The 23,068-nt window shown below is 70.3% G+C and carries 18 protein-coding genes; 7 read left to right on the top strand and 11 right to left on the bottom strand.

What is annotated here, in order from left to right; genetic code table 11:
- Positions 1 to 4: 4 nt before the first annotated feature.
- Positions 5 to 1,108 (bottom strand): glycoside hydrolase family 172 protein, encoded by a 1,104-nt coding sequence (locus ACFVW8_RS11710; protein WP_389688613.1) that lies wholly within the window; start codon positions 1,106 to 1,108, stop codon positions 5 to 7.
- 285 nt (positions 1,109 to 1,393) lie between these two features.
- Here ACFVW8_RS11710 and ACFVW8_RS11705 point away from each other — a divergent pair, with 285 nt between their 5' ends.
- Together ACFVW8_RS11705 and ACFVW8_RS11700 are read left to right on the top strand one after the other, a co-directional pair.
- Complete coding sequence (locus tag ACFVW8_RS11705) at positions 1,394 to 2,410, top strand: LacI family DNA-binding transcriptional regulator (protein WP_389688611.1); 1,017 nt, start codon at positions 1,394 to 1,396, stop codon at positions 2,408 to 2,410.
- Positions 2,411 to 2,477: 67 nt separating this feature from the next.
- Positions 2,478 to 3,437 carry a fumarylacetoacetate hydrolase family protein gene (locus tag ACFVW8_RS11700; protein ID WP_389688609.1) on the top strand — a complete coding sequence of 320 codons (960 nt, stop codon included), beginning with the start codon at positions 2,478 to 2,480 and terminating at the stop codon, positions 3,435 to 3,437.
- On the opposite strand, the gene ACFVW8_RS11695 is transcribed toward ACFVW8_RS11700, so the two are convergent.
- The gene (locus ACFVW8_RS11695) at positions 3,404 to 5,020 is read right to left on the bottom strand and encodes a family 20 glycosylhydrolase (protein WP_389688607.1); all 1,617 of its coding nucleotides are present in this window, start codon (positions 5,018 to 5,020) and stop codon (positions 3,404 to 3,406) included. The genes ACFVW8_RS11700 and ACFVW8_RS11695 overlap by 34 nt on opposite strands.
- A 217-nt stretch (positions 5,021 to 5,237) precedes the next feature.
- Between ACFVW8_RS11695 and ACFVW8_RS11690 the strand changes: the two genes are divergently transcribed.
- Both ACFVW8_RS11690 and ACFVW8_RS11685 read left to right on the top strand, forming a co-directional pair.
- Positions 5,238 to 6,533 carry a glycoside hydrolase family 1 protein gene (locus ACFVW8_RS11690; RefSeq protein WP_389688605.1) on the top strand — a complete coding sequence of 432 codons (1,296 nt, stop codon included), beginning with the start codon at positions 5,238 to 5,240 and terminating at the stop codon, positions 6,531 to 6,533.
- 9 nt (positions 6,534 to 6,542) lie between these two features.
- Entirely contained in the window at positions 6,543 to 7,130 is a 588-nt protein-coding gene (locus tag ACFVW8_RS11685; protein ID WP_389688603.1) for a TetR/AcrR family transcriptional regulator, read from the top strand.
- Positions 7,131 to 7,210: 80 nt separating this feature from the next.
- Here the strand turns inward: ACFVW8_RS11685 and ACFVW8_RS11680 are convergent, their stop codons facing one another.
- Positions 7,211 to 8,425, bottom strand: a complete 1,215-nt coding sequence (locus tag ACFVW8_RS11680; RefSeq protein WP_389688601.1) for a serine hydrolase domain-containing protein — start codon at positions 8,423 to 8,425, stop codon at positions 7,211 to 7,213.
- A 1-nt stretch (position 8,426) separates the two neighbouring features.
- Complete coding sequence (locus ACFVW8_RS11675; protein WP_389688599.1) at positions 8,427 to 10,748, bottom strand: glycoside hydrolase family 3 C-terminal domain-containing protein; 2,322 nt, start codon at positions 10,746 to 10,748, stop codon at positions 8,427 to 8,429.
- 325 nt (positions 10,749 to 11,073) lie between these two features.
- On the opposite strand from ACFVW8_RS11675, the gene ACFVW8_RS11670 reads away from it, so the two are divergent.
- Both ACFVW8_RS11670 and ACFVW8_RS11665 read left to right on the top strand, forming a co-directional pair.
- Positions 11,074 to 12,024 (top strand): SGNH/GDSL hydrolase family protein, encoded by a 951-nt coding sequence (locus ACFVW8_RS11670; protein ID WP_389688597.1) that lies wholly within the window; start codon positions 11,074 to 11,076, stop codon positions 12,022 to 12,024.
- Positions 12,025 to 12,092: 68 nt separating this feature from the next.
- Complete coding sequence (locus tag ACFVW8_RS11665; protein ID WP_389688595.1) at positions 12,093 to 13,628, top strand: ABC transporter substrate-binding protein; 1,536 nt, start codon at positions 12,093 to 12,095, stop codon at positions 13,626 to 13,628.
- Positions 13,629 to 13,809: 181 nt separating this feature from the next.
- On the opposite strand, the gene ACFVW8_RS11660 is transcribed toward ACFVW8_RS11665, so the two are convergent.
- The 7 genes from ACFVW8_RS11660 to ACFVW8_RS11630 all read right to left on the bottom strand — a co-directional run bounded on the left by ACFVW8_RS11660 (position 13,810) and on the right by ACFVW8_RS11630 (position 22,358).
- Positions 13,810 to 14,379, bottom strand: a complete 570-nt coding sequence (locus ACFVW8_RS11660; RefSeq protein WP_389688593.1) for a YbhB/YbcL family Raf kinase inhibitor-like protein — start codon at positions 14,377 to 14,379, stop codon at positions 13,810 to 13,812.
- The gene (locus ACFVW8_RS11655) at positions 14,376 to 14,942 is read right to left on the bottom strand and encodes an isochorismatase family protein (RefSeq protein ID WP_389688591.1); all 567 of its coding nucleotides are present in this window, start codon (positions 14,940 to 14,942) and stop codon (positions 14,376 to 14,378) included. The genes ACFVW8_RS11660 and ACFVW8_RS11655 overlap by 4 nt, the downstream gene beginning before the upstream one ends.
- Positions 14,939 to 16,774, bottom strand: coding sequence for an MFS transporter (locus ACFVW8_RS11650; protein WP_389688590.1), 1,836 nt, complete (start codon positions 16,772 to 16,774; stop codon positions 14,939 to 14,941). Before ACFVW8_RS11650 ends, ACFVW8_RS11655 begins: the two co-directional genes overlap by 4 nt.
- Positions 16,775 to 16,805: 31 nt before the next feature.
- Positions 16,806 to 17,246 (bottom strand): MarR family winged helix-turn-helix transcriptional regulator, encoded by a 441-nt coding sequence (locus tag ACFVW8_RS11645; RefSeq protein WP_389688589.1) that lies wholly within the window; start codon positions 17,244 to 17,246, stop codon positions 16,806 to 16,808.
- Positions 17,247 to 17,368: 122 nt separating this feature from the next.
- Positions 17,369 to 20,296 (bottom strand): alpha-glucuronidase family glycosyl hydrolase, encoded by a 2,928-nt coding sequence (locus ACFVW8_RS11640; RefSeq protein ID WP_389688588.1) that lies wholly within the window; start codon positions 20,294 to 20,296, stop codon positions 17,369 to 17,371.
- 536 nt (positions 20,297 to 20,832) lie between these two features.
- On the bottom strand, positions 20,833 to 21,447 hold the full coding sequence (locus ACFVW8_RS11635; RefSeq protein ID WP_389688587.1) for a GNAT family N-acetyltransferase: 615 nt from the start codon (positions 21,445 to 21,447) through the stop codon (positions 20,833 to 20,835).
- A gap of 149 nt (positions 21,448 to 21,596) precedes the next feature.
- Positions 21,597 to 22,358, bottom strand: a complete 762-nt coding sequence (locus tag ACFVW8_RS11630; protein ID WP_389688586.1) for an FHA domain-containing protein — start codon at positions 22,356 to 22,358, stop codon at positions 21,597 to 21,599.
- 156 nt (positions 22,359 to 22,514) lie between these two features.
- Between ACFVW8_RS11630 and ACFVW8_RS11625 the strand changes: the two genes are divergently transcribed.
- Positions 22,515 to 23,021, top strand: coding sequence for a hypothetical protein (locus ACFVW8_RS11625; RefSeq protein WP_389688585.1), 507 nt, complete (start codon positions 22,515 to 22,517; stop codon positions 23,019 to 23,021).
- The last annotated feature ends 47 nt before the right edge of the window (positions 23,022 to 23,068 follow it).

Below are 23,068 nucleotides of genomic sequence, written 5' to 3'. Positions count from 1 at the left end.
GCGGCTACATGTGTGTGTCGACTTCGAGTTCCAGCAGTCCGGGCGTGGCCGGAAGGGACGCGCTCGCGGGCCGGTCCAGATAGAAGAGGGAGGTCGACGCGATGTCGTCGTGGTTCTGCCGGTAGCGGTGCGGGAGGCCGCTCCCGTGGCCCCGGGCGATCCCGAGGCACTGCACGGTGACCCGCAGGTCCTCCCGGAAACGGACCGGGTCGAGGACGTGCCAGCGGTACATTCCGAAACGCTGCTGGCTGTCGTAGAGCCCGTCCGGCGCGAGGATCTGGTGGAGGCCGAGATACGGCGTGGTGAACGCGGTGTAGCCCTGGCCGGGGACGTCGAAGTTCCAGGCTCCGCCGAAGTAGTCCTCGGTGCCCGTGCCGCAGATCGTCGGCCACTCCTCGTCCCCGTCCAGGAAGAACTTGAGCTCTCCCTCGCCCCACCAGCCGGGACTGTTGACGGCCCAGGCCAGATAGGTGCCGACGTACTGGCCCACGCCCTCGACGCCCTCCAGCAGTGTGTGGTCGGTGCCGGGTGTCACCGGATTGCTGCGCCGCCACTGGGCGTGGAAGTACGCGGCGTCGTCCGGCACTTCGCCCAGCTCGTAGTCGATCTGGTAGTAGAGCGTCATCTGCTCCGCGGCCAGGTTCTCCAGCGTTATCCGGGCCCTGCGGTGGAAGGGCATCGGCCAGTAGGCGTTGAAGCCTCCGTTCGGGTTGGCCGCCACCGGGATGGAGCTGACCTGGCTGAAGACGTTCCAGCCGTTGCAGAAGAAGTCGCCGAGGGGCACTTCGACCGCGGGGGTCTGTTCCCCTTCCCAGTAGAAGCGCAGCAGCGTCTGGCGCCAGGCCGCGTGCGGGGCCGTGGTGCACCAGATGTGGGTGAGGGTCCCGGGTCCGTCGATGTCGGCGAGCACAACGGTCTCGCCCGCCGCGATGTCGATGCTCGGGGAGATCTTCCAGCCGCGTCCCAGCCGGCCGGCGGCGAGAGCTCCGGTGCCGTCGGTCGCCATGCCGCCGGATCCCTTGGCTCCGGTGACGTTCTCCGCGCTGATGGAACGCGTGACCGCGCTGGTGGTACGGGCGAGTCCGGCCAGTCCGGGGGCGATGCTCATCAAAGCTCCGTCGTGAAATCGATTTCATGAGGTAGGAGGGGGAGGCCCTCCATGAATGTCCTGCATTGTGGGTACGGAACACGTCTCCCGCATGAGGGCTTGACGGGGACATCTTGAAATCCGTTTCACGGGAACGTAGGTTTCCCGCCAGACGCTGTCAAGAGGATGCGCGGGAACCTGAGCGAGGGACCGGCCCGACCGCTCGTACGACTGGAGCGGACAATGACCGGCACAGCAGCGCGAGGCCACCGCCCGCGCCCGGACGAGGGGTTGAGTGAGAGGGCAGTGGCGACGATCTACGACGTGGCGCGTGCGGCCGGGGTCTCCCCGGCGACGGTGTCGCGTGTATTCAACGGCGGCCGGGTGACGGCGGAGCGGGCTGAGAACGTCCGCAGAACCGCGGCCGCGCTGGGCTTCGCCCCCAACCGGGTCGCCCGCTCCCTGCGGACGCAGCGGGCCTCGGTCATCGGTCTGATCATCCCGGACATCGGGAACCCCTTCTTCACCGCCCTCGCCAGGGGGGTGGAGGACGCCGCGCAGAAGACGAACCTCTCCGTGGTGCTGTGCAACACGGACGAGGACGTCGACAAGGAGCACCGCTATCTGGAGGTCGCCGCGGCCGAGCAGATGGCCGGTGTCATCGTCGCCGCCGCGTCCCGCCACCGCACGGACCTTTCCGTGCTCGTCGATCGCGGCACCCCGGTCGTCGCGGTCGACCGGCGTCCCCGAGGAGCCTCGGTCGACGCCGTCATGATGGACAACCAGCACGGCGGCGAGGAGGCCACCGCACACCTGCTCGCCCGCGGCTACCGGCGTATCGCCTGCATCGCCGGGCCCGAGGGCGCCTCCACGTCCGACGAGCGGCTCGCCGGATACCGTGCGGCGCTCCAGGACCACCAACGGGAGACCGGGCAGGGCCGGCCGCCCGCCGAATACGTCTGCCACGGCGACTTCCGGGTCGAGGGCGGGCGAGCCGCGATGGAGGCTCTCCTCGCCCTGCCCGAGCCCCCGGACGCGGTGTTCGTGGCGAACAACCTCATGACGGTGGGCGCCCTGGCGGCCCTGCGCGACGCGGGCCGGGAGCCCCCGCGCACCGGACTGCTCTCCTTCGGGGACGTCCCCTGGCCCGAGCTGGTCACCCCGTCGCTCACCTCGGTCCAACTCCCCTCGTACGAGCTGGGATTCACGGCAGCGGGACTTCTGCAGGAACGCATCGCGGGCGCGGACAAGCCGCTGCAGACGGTGGTCCTGCGTACGTCCCTCCGGGCCAGGGAGTCGACCGGCGGACCGGTCCCGTCGTGACCGGACCGTCTCCCGCCCCGCACCTACCGCATACGACCGCAACCGGCCTCAGGAGAGGGGACCACGCATGACGCGTATCGTCCGATTCGCCGATGACAACGGAAGTGTCCGGACCGGGATTTCCGATGGATCCGGCGGCATCAGGAGCCTCGGCACGCCCCGCGTCGCCGACCTGCTGCGGCTGCCGCTGGACCGGCTGCGCTCTCTCGTCGAGGAGGCTGCCGGCCGCCGGCCCGACACCGATGAGGACACCGTGCTCATCCTGCCCCCGGTGGACGGACTGACGGAGCTGTGGGCCGCGGGCGTGACGTACGAACGATCGCGGGAGGCCCGGGTCGAGGAGAGCACCGAGCAGTCGGTCTACGAGCGGGTCTACGAGGCCGAGCGCCCCGAACTCTTCTTCAAGGCGCTGCCGTGGCGCCTGGTGACGGACGGCGAGCCGATCGCCGTCCGCAGCGACTCGGAGCTCAACGTCCCGGAGCCCGAACTCGGCCTCGTCCTCAACCGGACGGGTGAGACGGTCGGTTACCTGATCGTCGACGACGTCAGCTCACGTTCCATCGAGGGCGAGAACCCCCTCTATCTGCCGCAGGCCAAGATCTACGCCGGGAGCGCGGCCGTCTCGTCGGCCATCGTCCCGGCCTGGGAAATCGCTGCCCCCGACGCACTGGAGATCACCCTCGCCGTGTGGCGGGACGAGGTGGCCGTGTACCGCGCGACCACCTCCACCGCGGCGTTCCACCGGTCCCCGCAGGGGCTGGTGGAACACCTGTGGGGCTGCCAGCCCTTCCCCGACGGCGCCGTCCTGTCCACCGGCACAGGCATCGTGCCCGGCCTCGACTTCAGCCTCCGTGCCGGGGACCTCGTCGAGACGACCGTCGAGGGGCTGGGATCCCTGACCAACACCGTGTCCGTGGGCCAGGCGGGCCACGACTGGCTCATCGACGCACTCGACCGCCCGCAGGCGCGCCGTGCGCACCGGGGGAGCGGCGGTCAGCGCCAGGGGACCTCGGTGGTGGCGAAGTAGGCCAGACCGCGTTCGCTCCAGACGCGGCCGTGGTGAGCCAGCCGTGTGCGGTACTCCGCCCACTCCGGCGCCCGCCCGCACCAGGCCGCCTCCGCCACCGAGGCGATCCGGGGCAGGAGCAGCACGGTGACGTCGTCGAGGCCCCTGAACCGCTCCGCGAACACGGTGGCCTCCACACCCGCGATGCTTGCCTCGGGGACCCCGCAGAGCGCGGGTTCCCACGCCGCCGTGTGCCGGACGCCCGACGGGCGGTAGTTGCCGAAGCCGAGAGCCCCCGCGGCCTCGGCCTGCTCGGGCGGGGCGAACTCCGCCGCGTACGGGCGGTCCAGATAGAGGTGGGACTGAGGAGACAGGAGCAGCCGGCCGCCTCCCGCGATGACCCGGCCGACGTCGTCGTTCGTGGGAGCGAAGAACGTCTTCAGGGCCTGGATGAACTCGACGGAGTGTCCTGCGGCCAGGAGTTCGGGCCGGTTCGCGAGCTGCTCCTGTGTGTCCGGGAGGTCCATCATCGGTACGTCCACCCAGTGCTGAGCGATGTCCTGCGGCTCCACCCCGGCCCGGGACGACTCCTGCCAGCCGAGCGGGCGCTTACCGTATGCGCGTACGAGCGCGCGCAGTTCGCGTACGGAGGCGGCGAAGCTCTCCTCAGTGGCGCCGAACGCCTCGTCCGCTCCGATGTGCACGAAGGGGCCGGTCGTCAGGCGGCAGACGTCCGCGAGGATGCGGCCGACCGCCGTGTGCGTCTCTTCGTCGGTCAGGTCCAGGGGCGGCAGGAACGGGAACCGCGCCCGGAGGCCGGGAGGTGACGGGGCCTCGCGGAGTCCGGGCACGGCTTCACGGAGGGTGCCGCAGTGCCCCGGCAGATCGATCTCGGGTACGACGGTGATGAAGCGGCGGGCCGCGTACTCCTGCAGTTCGCGGAATTCCGCAACGGTGTAGAAATCGCCCGCCGTGCCGTCCTCGCCGGGCTCTGTCAGCCGGGGCGTGCCCGGCAGTTCTATGCGCCAGCCCTCGTTGTCCGTGAGATGCAGGTGCAGCACGTTGAGTTTGTAGAGCGCCGCGAGGTCCATCAGCCGACGCAGCTCGTCCGGGGGCAGGAAGGCTCGGGCGGGGTCCAGCAGGAGTCCGCGCCAGGCGTGGCGGGGGGCGTCCGCGAACTCCCGGCAGGGGAGTGTGCCGCCTTCGGGGGCTGTGATGATCAGTTGGGCGGCGGTCGTGGCGGCGCGGAAGACGCCCTCGTGGGTGCCGGCGCGGCAGGTGATGGAGCCGGCTGCGACCGTGAGCCGGTAGGACTCGTCGGCCGGGTCCGGAGCGCCGTCCGGGGCGACGCCCACGGTGGTACGAGGCGCGTTTGACGGTGAGTCGTCGAGGGTCAGAACCAGTTCCCCGGCGCCCGGTGCGGCGGTCCCGGCCTGGAGCAGACGGTCCGGCAGATGGGGGGCGAGTAGCGCCCGCAGGGTTTCGGCGACCGGCTCCAGAGCCGGGTCGGCCGCACGCACCCGCCACGGGCCGGCTGCGCTGAGCTCTCCCGGGCCGACGCCTGTGGCCGGGGAAGTGGTGGGCTGCGGGATGACGGCATTCATGGATTGCTCCCTGTGTGCGGTGGGCCCAGGGGCCGGAACGGCGTCGTCGGTTCCGCGTCCCGGATCCCTGAGGTGCGAGCCGGCCCGGATCGAGTTCGGCCCTGCCGCCTCTTCCTCCGGGGTCGCTGCCGCCTGTACGCTAACACGAAAACCGATCAATGAACGCTTTTTGTGGAGTGCGGGCCGAGCCCGTCTCCGATGGAAAGGAGCACCCCTGATGGCGAACCCGGCCGGACCCGGTCTCGCTCTGCCGGAGGGCTTCCTCATGGGAGCGTCCACCTCCGCCCACCAGGTCGAGGGGAACAACGTCACCAGCGACTGGTGGACTCTGGAGAACCATCCCGACAGCTTCGTCACCGAGCCCAGCGGCGATGCGGCGGACAGCTTCCACCGATGGCCCGAGGACATGGATCTGCTGCGCGACCTCGGATTCGACTCCTATCGGTTCGGCATCGAGTGGGCCCGCATCGAACCCCGGCCGGGCGCGGTCTCGCGGGCGGCCGTCGAGCACTACCGGGCCATGGTGCGCGGGGCGCGGGAGCGTGGTCTGGAGCCGGTGGTGACGCTCCATCACTTCACCTCGCCGCAGTGGTTCAGCGATCTCGGGGGCTGGTCCGCACCGCAGGCGCCCGAACTGTTCGCGGCATACGCGCGCACGGCCACCGAGATCCTCCGGGACGGGGTCCGCTACGTCGCCACGATCAACGAGCCCAACATCATGGCCCTGATGTACGCGTTGAAGCGCCACGCGGCGCAGCACGGCTGGCAGAGCATCGCTCATGGTCCGGACACCGCGCGGGAACAGGGCGCCGCAGCTGTCGATCCGGCCTCGTTCGAACCCGAGCCCGAGGTGGTGCGGGCGCTGATCCGGTCACATCGGGCCGCTGCGGCCGTTCTGAAGGCCGCGGACCCGGACCTGCAGGTCGGCTGGACCGTCGCCAACCAGGTCTACCAGGCCGAACCCGGTGCCGAGGCGGCGGTGAACGCGTATGCCTGGCCACGCGAGGACGTCTTCCTCGACGCGGCTCGCGACGACGACTGGATCGGCGTCCAGGCCTACACCCGTCACCGCATGGGCGCGGACGGGGCGTTGCCGCTGCCGGCCGGTACCGAGACCACACTGACCGGTTGGGAGATCTACCCCGAGGCGCTCGGCGAAGCGGTCCGGCACACCGCGGACGTGGTCGGCCCCGACGTGCCGATCGTGGTGACGGAGAACGGCATCGCCACCGGCGACGACGAGCGCCGCATCGACTACACCCGGCGCGCGCTGGCGAGCCTGGCCGACGTGATGCGGGACGGCGTGGACGTACGCGGATATCTGCACTGGAGCGCGCTGGACAACTACGAGTGGGGCACCTACCGGCCCACCTTCGGGCTCATCGCGGTGGACCGGACCACGTTCGCCCGCTCCCCGAAGGGGTCCGCGCGATGGCTGGGCGCCCTGTCGCGGGCCAGGCGGCTGCCCGGTGCCGAGGAGCCCGGCCCGGTTTCCGTCGCCTCTGCGCGATAGGCGGCCCGCGTGGCGAAACGGGGCCCGTACGAGAAGGGCGAGGCCAAGCGCGGCGAGATTCTGCACGCCGCACTGGAGATCTTCGCCGCCGAGGGCTACCGCGGCACCTCGCTGCGCAAGGTGGCGGCGAAATGCGGTCTGAGCCTGCCGGGGCTGATGCACTACTTCGACTCGAAGGAGGACCTGCTCGCACAGGTGCTGCGGGTGCGGGACGAGACGGCCAGGGTGCGACAGGTGGAACGTGGCGATCCGCAGAGTTATCGCGAGATCATCCGGGAGGCCGCAAGAACCCCGGGCCTTGTGGAGCTCTTCGTGTCCATGGCTGCCGCGGCCGGCGATCCGGCACATCCGGCGCACCCTCATTTCGCCGAGCGCTACCCGGTGCTGCGCGACCGGGTGGCGGCGTTCGTCCGAGGACGCGTGGACGAGGGGCGGATCAGCACCCTCGTGCCGCCCGACCGGCTGGCTCTGCTCCTGATCGCGGTGGCCGACGGCGTCCAGCTGCAGTGGCTGATCGACCGTTCGACGGACATGGAGCAGCCCGTGGAGGACCTTCTGGCGATTCTCGATCCGGGTCAGGGGCCGGAGGCTTCCTGAGCGGGTCAGCGCGCCGCAGCAGGCCTTGGAGGGGGCGGAGCCGGACGACACCGGCTCCGCCCCCTGCCGCGTTGTACCGGTCAGCCCTGTGCCTGGGCCGCGGCCCGTACGGCATCGGTCCAGCCCGTCCAGCGCAGATCGGGGCCCGCTGCCGGTTCCCAGGACATCGCGGTGCATACGTACCCCACCGCGAGACCGCTCTCGGGACGGGCCATGCCGAGCCGGCCGCCCGCCCCGGCGTGCCCGAACGAGCCCTCGCCCAGCATGGGCAGCCCGGGGCGGGGCAGTTCGAATCCGAGCCCGAACCGGGTGCGGCCCGAGCCGTCGCCGCCGTCCAGCGGCGGTGGCGGCGCCACGTCGTCGTTCCGGGGGGCCCGGGCCCGGTCCACGGTCAGCGGGGACAGCAGCCGTTCGCCGTCCACCGGCCCGGTCAGTGCGGCGTACAGCCGGGACAGGGACCTGGCGTTGCCGATGCCACCGGCACCCGGCAGCTCGGCACTGCGGCCCCGACAGGTTGTCAGCCCGTCGGTCACCGCGGCCAGTTCCGCCGCCGACGCACGGAGTGCGGCGTGCAGCCCGTCGTCGGGCGACAGTCCGAGACCCTCGATGAATCCGGCGATCTGCGCCGGTGAAGGAGCAGGCCGCACGGAGAACTGCGGTACGAAACGGTGCTCCTCCTCCGGCGGCAGCCCGATCCACAGGTCGAGGCCCAGCGGGCCCGCCACCTCCGCCGCGAAGAACGCGCCGACGCTCATACCGGCTGCCCGCCGGACCACCTCGCCGACCAAGTGGCCGAACGTGAGGGCGTGGTACAGATACGCGGAGCCGGGCTCCCACACCGGCCGCATCGCCGCCAGTGCGGCGACCCGGGCGTCCCAGTCATAGAGTCCGGGAAGCCCCACCCCCACACCGCCGGAGGAGAACGCGGGCAGCCCGGCCCGGTGTGTGAGCAGGTCGGCCACGGTGGTTCCCGACTTCCCCGCCACGCCGAACTCCGGCCAGTAGCGGGCCACCGGGGCATCCAGGTCCAGGACGCCGCGCTGGCTGAGCAGATGCGCGCAGACGGCGACCAGTCCCTTGGTGGCCGACATCAGCACACCCACCGACTCCGGCCCGAAAGGCGCCCCTTCGGCCGGTCTCCGGCCGGCCGCGGCCAGGTCCACCACCAGCTGCCCGTGATGGTGGACGGCCAGCTGCGCGGCTCCGGGGTCGTCCGCCTGCCCCTCGGCGAACGCGTCGCGCACCGCCTCCCAGCCGGGCGCCACCCGCCCGCTCACCGCCGCTTGCCCGGCCATGTCAGACACCTCGCTCTGCCGGGCCGGCCGTACGGCGTGCCTCGACCGCATCGGACAGCTCGGCCAGGCCTTCCGGTGGTACGGGGCTCTGCGGGAACTCACAGATGACGTCGAGCGGCACATCGGCGAGGAACCGCCGCATCACCGGATCGGCCATGGCTCCGGGCCCCTCCTGGGACGCGTCCGAGCGGGCCCGGGCGAACCGGTCGAGCAGCAGTGGCCCGCCCACCGGGTGGCCGAGCCACTCGGCGAGGGTGTTGCGGCCGGTCAGCCGGAGCCCCGAGGGATCCCCCTGGACGGTGACCTCGGCCGAGGTGCGGATATCGCGTGAGGATGCGCCGGCCTCGATGAGGTACGTGCCGCCCTCGACCTTCCAGCCGTTCTCCCGCTCACTGAAGTACGCGAGATCGTGGCGTGCCAGCTCCACGACGACGTCACGGCTCTCGCCGGGTTCCAGGAAGAGCGAGGCGAAGCCGCGCAGTTCGCGTAGGGGCCGCAGGATCCGCGAGTCCGCCGGGCCGCTGCCGTAGATCTGGACGACCTCTCGGCCGGCCCGGGATCCGGTGTTGGTGACGGTCACTGCGACGCGAAGTGTCTCGCCGGCCTCGGTCACGTCCATGCCGCGATAGCCGAACGTGGTGTACGAGAGGCCGTGGCCGAAGGGGAACGCCACCTCGCGGCGCCCGGCGTCATAGCCGCGGTACCCGACGAAGATCCCCTCGCCGTACCGGGCCCTGCCTTCCTCGCCCGGGAACGAGAGATGGCTGGGGGAGTCCTCCAGACGCAACGGGATGGTCTCGGCGAGCTTGCCGGACGGGTTGACCGTCCCGAACAGCACCCGGGCGATCGCGCCCCCGCCCGCCTGTCCGAGCAGCCATCCCTCCACCAGCGCGGGCACCTGCTCCTGCCAGGGGGCCGTACGCACCACGCCGCCGTTGGAAAGCACCACCACCACACGGGAGTTGACCGACAGGATCCGTTCCAGCAGGCTGATCTGGGCGGCCGGGAGATCGATGTGGTCGCGGTCGAAGCCCTCCGACTCGTCCTGCGGAGGCAGCCCCAGGAAGAGCACCACCGCCCCGCTGTCCTCCGCCAGCCGAACGGCCTGCTCGGCCAGTTGGCCGGCGTCCGTCTCCGGTTCGTCCTCCGGGCCGGGGAAGGGATAGCCGGCGGCAAAGCGCACATGGGCGCCCTCGGCCTGTTCGCGCAGGCTGTCCAGGGGCACGTCGAGCCGGGTCGGGGTCACCTGTGAACTGCCGGCCCCCTGGAACCGCGGGGTGCGGGCGAGTTCGCCGATGACGGCCACACTGCCGGTGGCCGGATCCAGCGGCAGCAGCGCCGATTCGTTCTTCAGGAGCACGATGCACTGGTCCGCCGCCAGGCCGGCGAGCCGGTGCCGGACGGCCGCGTCGCCAACTCCGGGGGAGGGGGCCGGGGCGGTGGTGCGCCGGGCGAAACGGACGAGCCGGTCGACGGCACGGTCGAGAACCGCGCGGTCAAGGGCGCCCGATTCCACGGCTGCGACGACCTCGCGGTCCGTACGCCCGCCGGTGCCGGGCATCTGCAGGTCGAGTCCGGCGCGCAGGGCGGCAACCCTGTCGCGTACCGCGCCCCAGTCGGACATGACGATCCCGTCGAAACCCCACTCGCCCCGCAGGATGCCGGTCAGCAGGCGGCTGTTCTCCGACACGGGAACGCCGTTGACACCGTTGTAGGAAGCCATGACCGACCAGGGCCGCTCCCGGCGCACGACGCGTTCGAAGGCGCGCAGATAGATCTCGCGCAGCGGCCGCTCGTCGATGTCGGCGCTGACCCGCATCCGGTCCGTCTCCTGGTTGTTCGCGGCATAGTGCTTGAGGGCCGCCCCCACCCCGGCGTTCTGCAGGCCGCGCACCATGGCGCCACCGAGCTCGGCCGATACCAGGGGGTCCTCCGAGAAGTACTCGAAGTTGCGTCCGCACAGGGGCGACCGCTTGATGTTGATGCCCGGGCCGAGCACGACGCCGACGCCATGGGCCACGGCTTCGGCGGCTATCGCGCCCGCGACCTGCTCGGCGAGGTCCGGGTTCCAGCTGCTGCCGAGGGCGACGGCGGGCGGAAAGCAGGTCGCGGGCGCGGCACTGTGCAGGTCGAGCTGGCCGCCGTCACCGCTCTCCTTGGGCAGCCGCAGACCGTGCGGGCCGTCGGAGACGGTGACGGCCGGAACGGCGGCCACCACCGACTCGTGGGTGACGAAGTCACCGGCCCCGCTGGTGAGCGATGCCCTTTCGGCAAGCGAGAGGGCGATTGCGGTGGACGGGCTGGACGGGTCTTGCTGAGTCATACGGCGTACCTGTCGGGCTTTCGTAGAGGGGTGACCGGAAGTGCGGCGTGGCAGGTGGGGACGTGCGGCCGCGCCGGTCCGCTGCCGCGAACGGGAGCAGGGTGGCATGCGACCCAAAAACGTATGGTGATCGGTTTTGGGTTGTCAAGGGTTCGAGCCTGCCGCTGCGGCGGGCCTCCTGGCTGCCGGAACTTCTTTTCTGCGGGACTATTGACGGCCAGAAACCGATCATCGTACGGTTTTTGTGATCGGGCGGCCGGCTTCGGTGAGCTGTCTTCCGCTGCCCGGCTGTCGGCTCCGCTCTGCCACGAATCGAGGAACGGTCATGTCGGTATCCGGTCGGTCATCCATCCCGGCGCGCCGAGAGGCGGAGCATCCGGTTCCGGCCCTGCGGCGGGACGGCGTCCGCGCAGGCGCCACCCGGTCGGCCTTCGCCGCGGCTGCGACGGTCGCACTGCTGCTCGGCGCCGCGTCGCCGGGCATCGCAGCACCGGCCGGCGGGCCGACAGACACGGGAGCCCACTACGTCGCCCTCGGCGACTCGTACAGTTCCGGGCCGGGAATCCCGCAGCAGACCGATACCGTCTGCGGCCGTTCCGACCGGAACTACCCGTCACTCGTGGCGAGCGCGGTCGGAGCCGAGGTCTTCACCGATGTGACGTGCGCCGGCGCCGACACCACCCATATGACAGGCCGGCAGGAGTCCGCGCCGCCTCAGCTCGACGCCCTGCGCCCCGACACCACGCTGGTCACCCTGGGGATCGGTGGCAACGATCTCGACCTGACGGGTGCGATCACCCGATGTGTCCTGGTGGCCTACCTGGCGCCGCACGGATCGCCCTGCAAGCACAGCTTCAACCTGATCGGTACGGACGGGATCGACTCCAGGATCAACGCCACCGCACCGAAGATCGACGCGGTGCTGAACGAGATCCACGCCCGTTCCCCGCAGGCCAGGGTCCTGCTGGTCGGCTATCCCGCCCTTCTGCCGGACGACGGCACGCCCTGCCGGTCGGAGGTTCCGCTGGCGGACGGCGACTTAGGCTGGTTCCGGGACAAGGAAAAGTACCTCAACACGATGCTGGCGCAGCAGGCCAACGTCTACGACGCCGGATACGTCGACACCTATGGGCGATCCGTCGGACACGACGCCTGCGAGCCGGCGGGTGTCCGCTGGATCGAACCGGCGGACACGGGCGACGGTGCGGGCTTCCACCCGAACACGGCCGGCCACAGGGGCATGGCCGACGCGGTCCTCTCCGCCCTCGGCCACTGACCTCGCCGTCCCACCCCCAATCTTCGCCGGGGCGGTCATGCCCCGGCTCTCCAGACGGAGCGCAAGACATGAGCAGAAACGCCCGAACCGTGACAGTGGCCGCCTGCGTCGCGGCATCACTCGCCCTCGCGGGATGCGGGGGCACCGACGCCGGCGCCAGGGGCACCGGATCCTCGACCCTGAACATCGCGACGATGACTCTCCCGCAGAGCCTCGACCCGGCGGTCGCCACCGGGAGCGCCCTGCCGTTCTTCCAACCGGTGTACGACACCCTCATCAAGCGAGAGCCCGACGGCGCCTTCAGCCCGATGCTGGCGACACGATGGACGTACAACGCGGATCGCACCGAACTCGCCCTGACGCTGCGCAAGGGTGTTCGGTTCGCCGACGGCAGCGCCTTCGACGGGGCAACGGTCAAGGCGAACGTGGAGCGCTTCAAGAAGGCCGGCGGAGCCGACGCCAAGTGGCTCGGCGACCTGGAGTCGGTCGAAGTCGCCGACGCGGGGCACGTGACGCTGAAACTCAAGCAGCCCAACCCGGCCATGGAGTTCTACCTGAGCGACGCCCCCGGCCTGATGGCGAATCCCAAGCAGTTCGCCAAGGGCGACACCCTCAAGACGACGCCGGACGGCACGGGCCCCTACCGCCTCGACAAGACGAGGACGACGGTCGGCACGAAGTGGTCCTACCGGCGCAACCCGAAGTACTGGGGCAAGGAACTCCCGTACAAGAACATCACCATCAGCTTTTTCGACAACGAGACCGCGATAGCCAACGGCCTCAGGACCAAACAGGTCGACGCGGCACTCCTGCAGTCCGCCGACCAGCAGGTGGCCATCGAGTCCGACCCCGGGGTCACGACGCAGAAACAGGAGATCGACTTCCAAGGGCTCCTGCTCTTCGACCGGGGAGGCAAGGTGACGCCGGCCCTGCGCGACCCGCGGGTGAGGCAGGCGCTGAACTATGCCGTGGACCGGGGGACGATGCTCGACCGGATCCGTCAGGGACGCGGCGAGACCACCGCGCAGATCTTCGGCCCCGAGACACAGGCGTACGACAAGAAGCTCGACTCGTACTACTCCCACGACCCGGTCAAGGCCAAGGCGCTGTTGAAGGAGTCCGGGTACGCCGACGGGTTCACCCTGAAGTTGCCCCGCATCCCGGCGATCGTCAACGACGCCCTCGCCGCCTCGCTCCAGTCCGACTTCAAGGCCATCGGCGTCACACTCGTGTGGGACACGCTGGACGCCGCCACCGCCGTACAGAAGGTCTTCACGGACCGTCGCTACTCCGGCATGGTCATGAACATGGGTCAGCCCCCATCGGACTGGGCGGCGGCCAACGACCTCGTCGCACCAGGGGCGTTCAACATGTTCGGCACCACGGACGCCGAGACGCAGAAACTGCTGCCCCGTATCCAGACGGGGAGCGGAGCCGAGGCGAAGACGGCCGCGCACGAGCTCAACGAGCACCTTGTCCAGGAGGGCTGGTTCGTGCCCTTCTACCGGATGAGCTACCTCCACGTCTCGGACGGGACCGTGAAGATCACCCCGCAGTCCGGCATGGCCGTCCCCTCGATCTACAACTACGCGCCGGCCGGGTAGCCCCCCGCGCGGAAATCGGGGGAGTACCGCTGTGTTCCCCCCTGGGGCGGTCGCCCCTCTCCCTCACTCCAGGGTTTGGTGATCACCCAGTGGTTCTTGCCGACGAGGGCGGCATGCGCCTGCCCGTCGCGGACCCGGCCCTCCTTCGCCGCCCGGTTCTCGGCCCGTGGCGTCTCAGGTGTCAGCGTTCGAAGAGGCCGGTCAGCCGCGCGCGGCCGAGGACCGGTGCGGCAATGCCGCGCAGGAGGGCGCGGGGCCGTGCCCGGCCCACCCGGGGTGCACCGGGGCCGTCCACCGGCTCCGACAGGGCGAACAGCTGGAAGGTGTAGCGGTGCGGACCGTGTCCTTTGACGGGAGCGGGGCCGTGGTAGCCGCGTCCGACGGTGGACCGCAGCACCCGCACCCCGGGGCCGGGCCGGCGCGCGGCCAGGGCGCCGGGCTCCAGGTCACCGGCTGACGGTTCGATCAGGGCGACGCAGTGCACGGCCGGCTTGGACAGGGGAACGTCGAGGTCCTCGACGACCAGGAGGAGCTGTGCGGTGCCGGGCGGCGGCGGGCCCCAGACCAGGTGGGGGGAGAGGTCGTCGCCACCGACGCTCTTCGCGCAGTGCGCCCGCGGGATGGTCCCGCCGTCGCCGAAGCCCCGGCTGGTGAGGGCCGGCAACTCGGGACCCATCAGGTTGGGCAGGTTCCATGCCGCATGGGCCTCGCCCGCTCTGCGGTTCTTCAGGAGCCGGCCGAGCAGGGTCATCGCGTTGCCCCGATCATCTTGACGACCTCGGCGGTGGTGGCGGTCTCGCCGAGCTTGGGGAAGACGCGCCCGACGCTGTGGTGGTGGGCGTCGGCATCGGGGTCACTCATGGCATCGGTGGCCAGGACGACGTGGTAGCCGTGGTCGGAAGCCGAACGGGCCGTCGACTCGACGCCTCCACTGGTCGAGATGCCGGCCAGCACGATCTGGGTGACACCGAGATCGCGCAGGAGCGTGTCGAGCCCGGTGTCGTGGAACGCGCTGCGCCGCCGCTTGGAGATCAGATGGTCCGTCGGCCGGACTTCGAGGGCGTCGACGAGATCGGCCCAGCCGGGCGGCAGCGTGTCCGTACTTCCCGGCCGTCCGGCCTCGGTGCGCCCCGGCGCGCGTCCGGTGACGTTGACCAGGACCACGGGCAGTCCGAGCCGCCGGAACTCGGCGGCCAGGTGGCTGGACTGCTGGACGGAGGCGGTGACCGAAGTGTTGCTGTGGGCCCGGACGATGCCGTTCTGAAGATCGATCACGACCAGTGCGGGCATCGGGTCGATTGCGGTGAGTGTCATGGGGATGGTTCTCCTGTGGGTGGCGGCTGGGTGCCGGAAGCGGGTGATGAGCCGGTCCTGCCCGCGGCTTTCCCTGTCCGGCCGTCGGGCGCAGCGGCGGAGGCGTCGCCGGTGGCGGGAGTGTGCGGTAGTGGGATCCCTGCTGCGTGGCCGTTGCCGCGCAGCAGGGAGGCGAGCGCCGCAAGGAGGGCGAGGGTGGCGCCGAAGGCGAACACGATGACTAGACCGGAGTGGAAGGGTCCCGAGATCAGACCCGGGAAGAACTCACGTCCGGTCAGTGCCTGTTGCTGAGTGGCCGTCAGGTGAGTGAGGGCCCCGCTCGGCTCCAGCAGATGCTGGACCGGATTGACGCCGAGCTGGGCGGCGAACAGCGACGAGACCGGAGGCAGACTGCCTACCTGTGCTGCGACGTGGGCCGGCACCCCCTGCTGTTCCAGTCCGCTGGTGAGGGTGTGCGGGAGGCTGCCGGCCAGCCCGGCGATCATGAGGGAGAAGAACACACCGATGGAGACAGCGGTGCCGGAGTTCTGGAAGGTGGCGCGCATGCCGGAGGCGACCCCGCGCAACTGCGCGGGCACACTGCCCATGATCGAGGAGGAGTTGGGGGAGGCGAACATGCCGCTGGCGATTCCGTTGAGCGCGATCAGCACGGCGAAGATCCAGTAGCTGAAGTCGATCGGCAGCAGCATCAGGCCGAGGAAGCTGGCGCCGAACAGCAGGGCGCCCCCGGTGGCCAGGCCCCGGGAGCCGAGCCGGTCGGAGAGATATCCGGAGACCGGGCCCGCGACGAGGAAGCCCGCGGTCAGCGGCAGCATGAAGATGCCGGCCCACAGCGGCGTATCGCCGTAGTCGTATCCGTGCAGCGGAAGCCAGATGCCCTGCAGCCAGATGATCAGCACGAACTGCATCCCGCCCCGGCCGATCGAGATGGCCAGGCCCGCCAGGTTCCCGAAGGTGAAGGCTCGCAGGCGAAAGAGACTCAGCTGGATCATCGGCGCGGAGACACGCTTCTCGATGGCGACGAACGACACCAGGAGCACCAGCCCGCCGACGACCATCACGTCCACCAGCGGATTGGTCCAGCCCATCGTGTGCCCGTCATAGGGCTGCAGGCCGAAGGTGACCGCGATCAGGACCGCGCTGAGGCCCACCGCGAAGGTGATGTTGCCCCACCAGTCGATCCGGCCGCCGCCGCGCTTACTGGTGTCGCGCAGGGTGCGGTAGGCCCACACCGTGAAGAACACGCCGACGGGCACGTTCACCCAGAACACCGCCCGCCAGTCCCAGGCCGACAGCAGACCGCCGGCGACCAGGCCGATGAACATCCCGGCCAGGGCGGCGACCTGGTTGATGCCCAGGGCGAAGCCGCGCTGCTCCTCGGGGAAGGCGTCGGTCAGGATCGCGGCCGAGTTCGCTGTCAGCATCGACCCGCCGACGGCCTGCAGCAGGCGCCAGCCGATCAGCCACATCGCCCCGTGGCCGGCTTCGAAGGGATCGAAGGACAGCAGGATGGAGGCGAAGGTGAAGACGGCGAACCCGCAGTTGTAGATCCGGACCCGGCCGTACATGTCTCCCATGCGGCCCACCGTGACCACCAGGACGGCCTGGACCAGCCGGTACCCCATGATCATCCACAGCAGATAGGCAATGTTGCCCGGAGCCAGCGGGTCCAGGTGCACACCGCGGAAGATCGCCGGCAGGGCGATCAGCACGATGGACCCGTCCAGTGCGGACATGAAGACCGCGGCGGTCGTGTTCGACAGCGCCGTCCACTTGTACCGGTCGGCATCGGCCGGGCGGCGCGGGGCGCGCGTCTTGGGAGGGTCCGTCATCAGCTTGCTTCCTGATGGTTGCGTCGGCGCATCAGATGTTCCGGGCCAGCCGCTCCAGCAGCGGCGCGGCCGCCGCGAGCTGCTCCAGCTCCGCCTGGGTGAACGCGCTGCTGGTCAGGGCCCGGGCCAGGAGTTCGGCCCGCGCGTTGCGTTTGTCCTTGAGAGCCTGCACGCCGGCGTCGGTCACTGTCAGTACCACGCGTCTGCCGTCCTGCGGATCCGGACGGCGTTCGACCAGGCCACGCACCCGCAGCGCGCTGAGCGTCGCCCCCATGGCCTGTGCGGTGATCTGCACTTCGCGGGCCAGGGCCGAGGAGGTGGTGGGGCCCGAGCGGTCCAGGTGCGAGAGTGCGGTCCGCTCGGGCATCGTGAGCCCGCCGTCGACCGGCACCTGGCGCACCCGGCGTACCAGCACACCGATGCTCGCCAGCAGGGCCGGGGCGACTCGATCGGGGTTCAGGTCATCGTTCATGTACTAAGGCTACTTTATCAACCTGCCTTAGTGAATGCGCGGGGCCGAGGGCCGGTGACCGAGGGCGCCGAGGGCCCCACGGGGAGCCTCGGGCGACCCGCGAGGCCGCCCGGGGCGGCTCCTTACGGCGACGACTCGTCCGCCAGGACGACGCAGGCACTCAGATGCCAGGTCTGGTCCTCCTGCGCGGACAGTTCCAGGTCCACCTCCCGTCCGGAGGAACCGCCGTCCAGCGGGATCCGGAGCCAGCTGAACTCCCGGCCGTCGAGTTGCTCGCTGCGGGTCCTTTCGACTCCGTCCACCCGGACGATCAGCGGCCTGTTGAACGTGTTGGGGTCGCCGGTGAGCAGATGCGCCGTGCAGCCGCCCGCAGGCAGCTTCAACCGCAGCACGGCGGGGGCGCTGTCCCGTACGTAGTCCCGCCGGACGACGTCGAAGAGTCCGGTGTCGGTGGCGTCGGGTGTGTTGCCCACCCAGCCGAAGCCGGCGCCCTCCTGCCAACTGCTGTCGGGCGCGAGGCGGGTGTAGTCCTTGAGTACCGGTGCGGTGGAGGGTCCCGCGTCCAGCGCGTGCACGCAGCGGGCGGCGGGCGGGACGACGACCGCCTTGGCCAGGCTGCGCAGCGAGGAGTCGAGGATCTGCACCGAACCCGAGCTCGGGCGCGCGTGCAGGGTGGCGAGCGCCGGGGTTGCCGGAGGCACCACGGTCACCTTCACCGTCTCGTCCCCTTCGGAGGCCACGTAGCACGTCGCCTTTTCGGAGCTCCAGCCCTCGGGCACATCGAGCGCAATGTCCGTGCGCAGCCCCGAGCCGGTCGCGTTGACCACCTGCACGGGCAGTTCATTGCGCTCGCCGCCCAGCAGTGCCGTGTCGGCCGGGGCGACGGAGGCCTGGAGCCAGCTGCGGCGCGCGTCACGGATCCGGCTCAGATCGAACCAGTAGGCGACCAGGGTGTCCCGCCACCGTGCCGCCTGGACCGACTGCTCGCCCAGCTGGCGGTGCACCTCCGTGAGCCGGCGGTGATCGATGCGGCGGCGCAGCCCGTGCCAGGACTCGCCCATGTCCGATACCCGCTCCGCGGCGGAGAAGTGGGTGTCGTAGATGTGCTGGATCACCGTCTTCCCGCTGTCCAGCCGGTGGGTGTACGGCACGTGGTGCAGGAAGAGGAGCAGTTCCTCCGGGCAGTCGTCCAGGGACTCGTAGGCGTCGCGGATCGCCGGCTCGTACAGCTCGGTGTAGCCGTTGCCGGTTGCGGCCGTGCGGTCGTAGCCGAGGCCCTCGCGGTCCGACTTGTGGAACTGGGTGGTCGTGGTCGGGCTGGGATCGAAGTGCCCGGTCACCGAGCCGTCCGGCGGATGCGTGATGTACCCCGTGCCCAGCGGTGAGGTGTACTCCTCGTAGGTGTGCCAGGAGCCGAGCAGGAGGTCGGAGACGGTACTGACGACGTGCGGGTCGTTGCCGAACGTCATCCGGGTCCACTCCGCGGCGAGTTCGGCCGCCGACAGATCCGGGTTCCATGCCAGCCGCCCGTAGCCGTGGGTGTTGGCAGCGGCGAGGTGGGAGCCGGTCCAGGTCCTGTCGTCACCGAAGTTGATCACGCCGGTGAATCCGAAGTGCGCGTAGGAGTGGACCCGGCCGGTCACGACACGGGCCACGGTGCTGCCCGGTCCGGCCTTGAGGGTGTCGAAGTCGAGGACTTCCTTCCACTGAGGCACCAGGTAGCACAGATGCGTGGAGTGGCCGGTGTACTCCTGTGTCACCTGCAACTCGATCATCGAGTTGGTCTGCGGCAGGGAGCCGAACAGCGGGTGGGCGGGTTCACGGACCTGGAAGTCGATCGGCCCGTTCTTGATCTGCACAACGGCGTTGTCCGCGAACTTCCCGTCCAGCGGAGTGAAGTCGAGGTAGCCCTGCTGGTCCCACTTCGCGTCGGTGTCGTGCACGAACGCACGCCACATCACGATGCCGCCGTACGGCTTCAGCGCGCCCGCGAGGAGATTGGCGCCGTCGGCATGGGTGCGTCCGTAGTCCAACGGGCCCGGACGGCCCTCGGAGTTGGCCTTCACCAGGAAGCCGCCGAAGTCCTCGATCCTGCCGTAGATCTCCTTGGCCTTCTTCGCCCACCAACTGCGCACCCCCGGGTCCAGCGGATCGGCGGTGTCGAGCCCGTCCAGGTCGATGGGGGCGGCGAAGTTCGCCGTGACGTACAGGGTCACGCCGTAGCGGCGCAGTACGCCCGCCAGAGCGGCCAGCTTGGTGAGGAATGGCTCGGCGAGGTATGTCGCGGGCGTGTTGACATTGTTGATCACGGCGCCGTTGATGCCGAGGGAGGCCAGGGCGCGCGCATAGTCCGTGTACCGGTCGTCGAGTTGAGGCAGTTTCTCCCAGTCGAAGAAGGACCGGCCCGCGTAGCCTCGCTCGATCGAGCCGTCGATGTTGTCCCAGTGGTCGGCCACACGGAGCGGCGCGGCAGGCCGTTCGGTGAGCGCGAGGTGTTCCAGGGGCTGTTGGGTCTGTACGAGCCGGAGCAGGTGGAAGGCGCCGTAGAGCACGCCGCGGTCGGCGCGGGCCGCCACCACGATGCGGGTCCTGCCGGCCTTGGTGACCCGGCGGATGACATAGCCCTCGTCGCCCAGCTCCGCCAGGTCGGCCGCGGGGACGAGAGAACGGATCAGGGCCGAACTCGCCGGCGTGCCCACCACGAGCCCCTTGTCCGAAGAGGACTGGGCGCGCGGCGTCACCCGGGTGCCGAGCAGAGCGGACAGCCCGCGAACCAACTCGTCCACGGCCGAACGCTGGACCGGACCGCCACCCTGCCAGACCAGGGAGCCCAACGCGTCCCGGTACCGCCTGAGCCGATCGGGGTCCTGAATCCGCCGGTAACGCAGCCACAGCTCGTAGCCGTCCTCGGCGGGCAGTACGCCGCCTGACGAGCCGTCGGCCGCGGGGACCGGCTGCGCCGAAGCCGGTGCGGCCAGAGCGAGCGAGCCCGCTGCGCTTGCGATCGCGGCCGCTGTGAGGATGCTGCGGCGGCGTATTCCTGAGCTCATGTCTCTCACTTCCGTCGAGGGACGAACAGTGCACGTGCAGGCCAGGGCCAAGTGCCGTAACGGTCACATGCGCTCAGACGGGTGTCAACATAGTCGACCAGAAAGTAACATCGAGATTCTGGATCTTCTCCGGCCCGGTTCATGAATGAGTGGAAGGTGTTGAGGATTAGCGCGAGAGAGACCCAGATCAACGGCATTCTTTCTACGTATGTGAACGTCAGTCACCTGCGTTAACGATCAGAAATCAACAGCAGGAGTTGCCGAGGGAACTACGCCCCGCAGGACAGGTCGTGCGCGGGGAGCCGCCCCGTCCGCAGGTACGCGTTGACGCAGGCAAGCCCTCGCCGAGGGGGCCCGGATGACGTCCATGTCGCGGGAGGTGTTGCGGGTGGTGACGTACGGCAGTACGTCACCGTGGGCGTGCTCGCACCGGCAGGGAAGTTGCCATGCTGCACGCTAGGAGGACGGAGGCCTCCGAACACTTTGGGAAACCCCTGAAACCACGTGGGGTTGTCCCTTCCGGCTCCCGGGCCCGATCAGGCTCCGCCGGTCAGGGGCAGGCCGGGATCGTCACCACGGATGCGGGCGTGCAGGTGCATGTCGTGTCGTCCGTCGTCGTGCACGGCGGCGCTGCGCTTGGTGCCTTCCAGCAGGTAGCCGGACTTTGTGGCGACCGCGCAGGATGCCGCATTGCGTGTCGAGTGGTCCAGCTGCAGGCGGTGGAAACCGACCTCGTCCAGGGCCCAGTCGGTGAGCGTGGCGACGGCACGGGTGGCGACGCCGGCGCCGCGGGCGGCAGGGAGCACCCAGTACGCGACATCGGCGACGCCGTCGTCGAAGTCCAGGCAGCGCAGGGCGATCCGTCCGACCATCTCGCCGCCGTCACGGGTTACCGCCCAGTGGCCGCCCTTCTCCTGCTGCCAGTCCCGGCTGTAGGCGTCGAACCACTCCCGGACCTGCGCCTCGGTCGACGGCCGTCGGGTGTGCCAGCGACGGATGTCGGCGTCGCGGTATGCGGAGAGGAATCCTTGTACGTCGCCTCCGCCCCAGGGGCGCAGCAACAGGCCACCGGCGGCCGGGAGCACGGGTTGGGGCGAACTGGCGAGCGAGCCTGCGGTGATGGCGGGCTGCGTCGAGAGAGCGCGAGTCATGGGGCCATGATCGGCCGACCGTGGCCTCACCCGTCAAGGCCACGGTCCCAGTTCTTCGAGGACGCCCGGGCCAGTGGGGAGAAGCGGCCGGTGTCCCCGGACTTCGCCGGTGGACACCCCCGCGTCCTACCGGTGGACACCCCCGCGTCCTAGTCGTCCATCAGCTCCAGGTCGGGTGGTACGAGAGTGGTGGACTCGACCAGGCCCTTGAGGAGGTTGTGCAGGAGGTTGTTGTCACTGGGCGCGCCGGATTCCTTGTCGTGGAGCAGCGGGTGGGGGAAGCCCGCGTTCTGGAGGCGGCGGCGCACGGCGACGATCCTGTGCTCGATCCTGCGTTCGCTCCAGTTGGCGGCAGGGCACAGGTAGCCCAGCTGGGCGGCTGCGCGACGGTAGGACAGGGGCCGGGGGCCGTCCTCGTACAGGAGATAGTGCTGACCCAGGACGACCAGGAGAAGCCGCTCGTCGTCGTCCAGCGGCCAGACCTTCGGTGGCAGGGTGTCCATCCGGCGGCGCGGCACGAGGCCCGGCTCGTCGTGGCCCGTCACGTAGAGCTCGACCAGATGTTCCCGGTAGCCCGAGCCCTTCACGAACAGCGGTGTGTAGCCGGTGGCCAGGGGGATCGGCTCGGAGCTGGCATGCATCAGCCGGCCGTGCGGCAGCCGGACGAGTTGCCTTCCGGTGTTGCGCAGCCACCACAGGTTCTTGCGGTAGGTCAGCTCCCCGTGCCTGCGGCTGACCCGTAGGTCGTCGTCGCCCACGGGCAGGTCCGTCTCGGGGTGTTCACCGCGGCCGAACCGGATGGTACGGCCGGGCTGCGGGGTGACCTTGATGCCGCCGGCGACCGAGCGGGCGTGGAGCGTGCCGGGCCCGGCGGGGTCGACGCCGCGCGCCAGGCTGGCAGGACTGTTCATCATCGGCCTCCTCTTCGGGCACGTCGCGTTCGTGCCGGGCGTCGTGCGCCAGTCTCCCCTGTCCGGTCGGGACCCGTCCCGAGATCCTTGCGCTACAACTGTCCCCGAGCGAACGGCCGCTGCCCGGCCGGGCCCACGAGAGAGAGGGAGCGACCGATGATTGGCGTCGGATACCGGCAGCGGCACGCGGCCGCCGCAGCAGCGCTGAGCCTGTTGGTGGTCCTGGCGGGCTGCGGAACGGACTCCGAGGACGACGGCTCCGCACGGGGGGCGGAGCCGTCCTCCTCGGGCCCCGCGGCGACGCGTTCGCCGCACACGACGAAGGAGGCCGCCGCCTCCTCGCCCGCGCCTTCCAGCAAGCCTTCGGTGACGGACACCGCAGCCGCTGACGGCACCGACGTCGGGGCGTGCGCCGACGGGCGGTGTGAGATCGCCGTGTCGAAGGCGACGCCCATCGATGTCGACCCCCGCTTCGGGGTCACCGGAGTCTCGGTCGCACGGGTCGCGGCCCACTCGGTGACCTTGGAGGCGACCGGCAAGGGCGGCTCCTTCATGAGCACGGAGATCGGGCCCGGCGGCTCCGGCGGCTTGAACAAGCTCGGGTTCCGGCTGAAGTCGCTCGTGAAGGGGACCGCTGTGCTCGTCTTCTACCCGGAGAAATAGCGGCTGTGGCCGACGCCAGCGGGCCTGCCGTCGACCCCCGGCTTCAC

The sequence above is a fragment of the Streptomyces sp. NPDC058221 genome, from assembly GCF_042882365.1.
Classification (GTDB): Bacteria; Actinomycetota; Actinomycetes; order Streptomycetales; family Streptomycetaceae; genus Streptomyces.
The sequence above is the reverse complement of the archived record's forward strand: the minus strand, read 5'-3'. Positions and strand labels throughout refer to the sequence as shown.